The following is a 5,513-nucleotide window of genomic DNA, read 5'->3' on the forward strand; positions in this document are numbered from 1 at the left end:
TGGCAGTAGAAATTAATCCTAATTCGGCAGCAGTTTATCATGTCCTGGGAGAAAGTCTTGTCCAACTAGAAAGGTGGGATGAGGCGGTGGTAGCTTATACGAAAGCTAGGCAACTTAATCCTAAATCTGCCGATGTTGCATACCATATTGGGGAACTAATGTCAAAGTTAGGTCGATGGGATGAGGCAGTGACTGCTTATGCTAAAGCTGTGGAGTTAAGACCATTATCGGCAAAGTTTCATTTTCAGTTAGGGGAAGCTAAGACTAAAAAAAATCCATTAAGTGAAGCAATAAGTTGTTATCGTCGTGCTTTGGAAATAGATCCTCATTTTTCTAAGGCTAAGAAAAAATTAGAAGAAGTTTTGTCATTTCAAAATGTTTTGAGAACAGGGGAACTTGGCAGTCTTAGTTTGTTAGGAGAAACAGAATTTGAAGGTTGTCTTGATTATGCAACTATCGACTATGTTTCTGGTTGGGCAAGAAATAAAAAAGACCCTGACAAAGTTGTATTTCTGGATATTTTTGTTGGCAATAATTTAGTCGGAACCTTAGTCGCGAATAAATACCGTCAAGATTTAGCTGAAGCTTTTGGTACTCACGGATGTCATGCTTTTGCTCAAAAAATTCCTCCTTCTTTACATAGTAATGGGTTAGTTGAAGTTAGTGTCAAGATTACAGAAACAGGTCAACAACTGAAAAATTCTCCTCAACCATTAGTAGTCGGACCGAAAGGTAAAAAACATGAAGTTAATCTCAGTTTCGAGCAGGGAGAAATTAATAAACTTATTTATCGTGTTCAAGGAGTCAGGAGTCAGGAGTCAGGAGTCAGGAGTAAAGAATTTAAAAGTCAAAATTTAAAATTCCAAAGTGAAGCAGGAGTCAATTCTCAATTCAAAAGTCAAAATTCAAAATTCAAAAGTGCGGAAAAACCAAAAGTAGCAGTAATTATTTTGAGTTTGAATGGAGCGAAACTCTTAAGTGAATTATTTGCCTCCTTTGAGCTTTATAACAGCTATGAAAAATTAGAATTAATAGTAGTTGACCACGGTTCAACAGATAATACTATAGATGTCTGTACCCAATGGTCAGAAAAATTACCAATTAAAATTATTGCCAGAGGAGAAAATTATTCTTTTTCCAACTCCAACAATGTAGGAGTAGATGAAACAAAAGCTCCTTTACTGTTATTTATGAATAATGATATTACCCTCTGCCAAGATATAATTCCTCAGATGGTAGAGCTAATTCAACAAGATGAAAATCTAGGAATGGTAGGAGTCAAATTATTAGATATAGTTAGCGATCGCTCTTTAGCTTTTCCTCCTACTCAACATTTAGGAGTGCAGTTATATTTCCACAGTCAAAATGAACCTTTTTATCCTTTTGAAATTCGATATGCTCCGCAATTATTAAAAATACAATCTGCTCCTTGGAAAGTACCTGTTGTTACGGGAGCATTAATGATGTGTCGGCGGGAAGATTTTCAGAAAGTGGGAGGTTTTAACGAAGACTACTTTTATGGTTATGAGGACGTAGACTTATGTTTGACTATCCGACAAAAATTAGGCAAAGAAATTATCAGTGCTAATCATTTAACAGCTTTTCATAATCGTGGTTTTTCTCGATTTAATAAAGGGAAAGAATTTACCCAGAAAATATTGAAAAATCGCCCAATAATAGAAAAAAGATACGCCTATTATTTACGCAGGAAACATCTACAAGATTATTTTGACAAAGGAATTTATTGGACTGGTCATCCTTTAACTATTGGGTTTGCTGTAACAGAAGCAGATATGGCAGCTTCCGCAGGAGATTATTTTACAGCGGTGGAATTAGGAGAACAATTAGTTAAAGAATTTGGATGGGATATTTATTATATTTCTGAAGGAGAAGATTGGTATGATATGACGCGATTAGATGTAATTGTTGTTATGCGCCATGATTATGATTTAGAAAGAATAGAAAATGCTAAACCAAGTTTAGTAAAAGTTGCTTGGGCAAGAAATTGGTTTGAGATTTGGGCGTCTCAAAAATCAGCAGGAGATTATGATTGTTTCTGGTGTTCTTCTCAAAAATCAGCAGATTATATTCAGCAGAAATTATTTAAACCTGCAACGGTAGTTAGAATAGCAACTAATGAGGAAAGGTTTAAAGAATTTAGAAGTGAGGAAGAAGGAGTCAGGAGTCAGGAGTCAGGAGTCAGGAGTGAAGAAGAATTCAGAATTCAGAATTCAGAATTCAGAAGTGAGGAAGAAGGAGTCAGGAGTCAGGAGTCAGGAGTCAGGAGTGAAGAAAAAGTTAGAACTGAACTAAGTAATAAAGTTTCAGAAACAGGCAAAAGTAAAGTAGGGAAAAATTCAGAAGTAGAAATTTTCAATCAGTCAGAAAAATCCTTTTCTGAACTAGGTAATAAAATTCCCGAAGTCGGGAAAAATTCGGAAGTAGCAATTTTCAATCAGTCAGAAAAAATAAATTCTGAACCAGAGAAAAATTCTGAATTAGGAATTTCAGAAGAGTCAGAAAAAATCTCATCTGAAGTAGGTAATAAATTTCCACAAGTAGGTGAAAGTCAAGTCGAGAAAATTTCGGAACTAGCAATTTCAGAAGAGTCAGAAAAAATCTCATCTGAAGTAGGTAATAAATTTCCACAAGTAGGTGAAAGTCAAGTCGAGAAAATTTCGGAACTAGCAATTTCAGAAGAGTCAGAAAAAATCTCATCTGAAGTAGGTAATAAATTTCCACAAGTAGGTGAAAGTCAAGTCGAGAAAATTTCGGAACTAGCAATTTCAGAAGAGTCAGAAAAAATCTCATCTGAAGTAGAGAAAAATTCAGAAGCAGCAAATTTCAACCAATCAGAAAAAGTCAATTCCAAACTAGACAATAAATATAAATCTGACTATTGCTTCACAGGAAGTTTCTGGAAATATCCACGAGATATTATGAATTTGTTGGAACCGGATAATTTACCCTTTGAATTTGCTTTGTATGGCTATAACTGGGAAAAATTTGAGAAGTTTAAAAAGTACAATCGCGGACCTCTCCCTTATACAGATATGCCCAAAGTCTATGCTTCCACAAAAATAGTAATTGATGATGCAAATTCCGTCACAAAACAATGGGGTTCCACAAATTCGCGGGTGTTTGATGCCATTATGTCAGGTGCTTTAGTTGTCACAAATGGAGAATTAGGAAATCAAGAATCTTTCGACGGACTATTGCCTACTTATAATTCTCGCGAATCTCTCGAAAATTTATTACGAGAGTACTTCACAAATGAGGAATTAAGATTAGCCAAAGTTGCAGAATTACAGAAAATAGTCACAGAAAAACACACTTATAAACATCGTGCCCATACAATATTTTCTGCTTTGCGCGAAAAAATGAGTAATAGTTTCCGCATTGGCATAAAAATCGGAGTTCCTGACTGGAAACAAGCGCAAGAATGGGGAGACTATCATTTTGCCTTAGCCATTAAACGGCAATTTGAAATATTAGGTCATTCCGTCAGAATTGATATTTTGCCAGATTGGGAAACACCGAAAAGTTTTGGAGATGATGTGGCAATTACGATTCGAGGTTTGAGTCGTTATCAACCTAAGTCTTATCATATTAATTTGATGTGGAATATTAGTCATCCAGATAAAGTTTCCCTACAAGAATATGAACAATATGACCGAGTATTTGTGGCATCCCATTCCTATGCTGAGGAGTTACAGAAAAAGGTAAAAGTTCCAGTACAAACTTTACTCCAATGTACAGATCCAAATTTGTTTTATCCTGACAAAGAAGGTTATGAAGAAATAGGAGAAATTTTGTTTGTGGGAAATTCTCGGAAAGTTTATCGCCAGATAGTAAAAGATGCGGTGAAAAGTGGTTTAAAGGTAGATGTTTATGGTACAAACTGGGGTAATTTGTTGCCCGATGGTTATTTAAAAGGAGAATATATTCCCAATGAAATTTTACGACGTTATTACAGTAAGTGTGGCGTATTATTAAATGACCATTGGGATACTATGTTAGAAAAAGGATTTATTTCCAATCGTTTATTTGATGCTGCTGCTTGTGGAGCAACGATTATTTCTGACAAAATAGCAGGTTTAGAAAAAGTATTTGGAGATAAAATTTATACTTATAATTCTCAGGAATATTTGTCAAAAGTAATAGAAAATTGTTTGCAGCAAAAAAGTCAAAATGGAGGAGGAAAATTAGAGTTAGCAAAATATATTCGAGAGAATCATAGTTTTGAGAAAAGAGTAGGAGAAATGTTAGGAACTATTGAAACGTTAAATGAGGAAAAAATGTTGGGGAAGTTCATAAAAGCAGAAACAGAAACCGAGAATTTCTGCTGATTAGTGAAACAGAAATAACAGCATTAAAAAAACTAACTCATGTCTATCCATACAAAAATATTCTTGCTCAAATAAATGCTAACTGTAATTATGCCAAAAAATTAGGTTCCGAAGCTATTCTACAAACAGATGAATCTGCCAGCTTATTTGTTATTTATAATGTTTTGATGGAATTATGTTTAGCTTATAAATTGGCAGAGGATAAAGAAGCTGGTAAATTAGCCAAAAATATAGTCAACAAAATTAGCCAAAATTATCCTAGATATCCTAACTTGTTTAGTGAAGAAATTCATAGAGCATTTGTGCTAACTGGAATTATCTTATTTAGAGATATAGCTCCCGAATTATTTACCGTAGAAGAACATCTTTTGCTAGTAGAATTTATAGAGAAAAAACCAGGGAAACTTGGCAAGAATCTCACAGTAAACTTTGGGGAAGAAAAGACAAAGAACTTAATAGTTGGAATCATCAAATTATCGCTTTTTCCAGTTTAGCAATCGCTGCTATTAGTCTGGGTAATTATCTACCCAAAGCAAAAAAATGGCTAAATGTAGCAATGAGTCGCGTGGAAGACTTTTTTATTGATAGTATTACCGACCAAGGAATGACAAGAGAAGGTCTCTGGTATTGTGGATTTGTTTCTAAAATATTAGGGATTTTACTTCGTATTTGTCGCCGGAAAAATATTAAAGTTAATGGAGAATTTTTAGACGACAAATATAGTGAAAAATTAGACCGTTTAGTTGAATGGTATTTGTATGAATCATTCCCCCGTGGAAAATATCTAAATAACTGGAATGATTCATACTGGAATCCTCATAATGGTTTATGGGGATATTTAACCATAGTTGGTAATAGAAATCCTAGTCTCGTTACTTATATTTGGGAATTATTAATAGGTAGCAAAGGATTAAAAACTTATGGCAGAGACCCTAGTTTAAACTTCTCTTCCCTATTTGATGCCTACTTATTTTTACCTCCACCACCAGTAGGAGAATTTAAACTAGAAAAAACTAACTTATCAATACGTCGTTTTTGCTCCGATATTGGTTATTTAAACGTTAGAAATTATTGGTCATCTGAAGCAACAATAGTTAGTTTCAATTGTGGTAAATATATTGAGGGTATTCACGACCAGTCAGATCACAATTCTTTTGCATTAAT

Annotated in this window: 3 protein-coding genes; all 3 read left to right on the forward strand. The window is 34.3% G+C overall.

Going from position 1 to position 5,513, the window contains the following annotated elements:
• Window positions 1-4,349 (forward strand): glycosyltransferase (locus F6K13_RS16055; protein WP_287287829.1); only part of this gene is annotated, 4,349 nt, incomplete at its 5' end.
• Window positions 4,350-4,516: 167 nt separating this feature from the next.
• Window positions 4,517-4,843 carry a hypothetical protein gene (locus F6K13_RS16060; protein ID WP_124154812.1) on the forward strand — a complete coding sequence of 109 codons (327 nt, stop codon included), beginning with the start codon at window positions 4,517-4,519 and terminating at the stop codon, window positions 4,841-4,843.
• A 62-nt stretch (window positions 4,844-4,905) separates the two neighbouring features.
• On the forward strand, window positions 4,906-5,513 hold a 608-nt coding region (locus F6K13_RS16065), incomplete at its 3' end, for a hypothetical protein (RefSeq protein WP_287287830.1).

The organism is Okeania sp. SIO2B9 (genome assembly GCF_010672505.1).
GTDB lineage: Bacteria > Cyanobacteriota > Cyanobacteriia > Cyanobacteriales > Microcoleaceae > Okeania > Okeania hirsuta.